Genomic DNA, 254 nt, shown 5'->3' with positions numbered 1-254 from the left:
GAACAAGCATGTCCTCCTGGAAAAGCCCGCCTGCCTGACGGTGCGCGAGATCGACGAGCTTCTGGCGCTGACGCCAAACTACGCCAAGACGATCCTTGTCGGCTACATGCGCCGCTACGCGCCGGCCTATCTGGCAGCGATGGAGGAACTGCCTGACTTCGCCGATATCACCCCTGTCCGAATCTTCGACCTGATCTCCGAGGGCCGGCATTTCCTGAAGAAGAGCCAGAACGTCCTCTATCCCCGGGATATCG

1 pseudogene is annotated in these 254 nt (G+C 60.2%); it reads left to right on the top strand.

The features are described from left to right. Positions 1-254, top strand: a pseudogene (locus AC0L2O_RS37115) (gfo/Idh/MocA family oxidoreductase); the annotation flags it as partial.

The organism is Bradyrhizobium sp. Kon10 (assembly GCF_055807395.1).
Note: the sequence above shows the minus strand (reverse complement) of the source record. Positions and strands in the feature narration are given on the sequence as shown.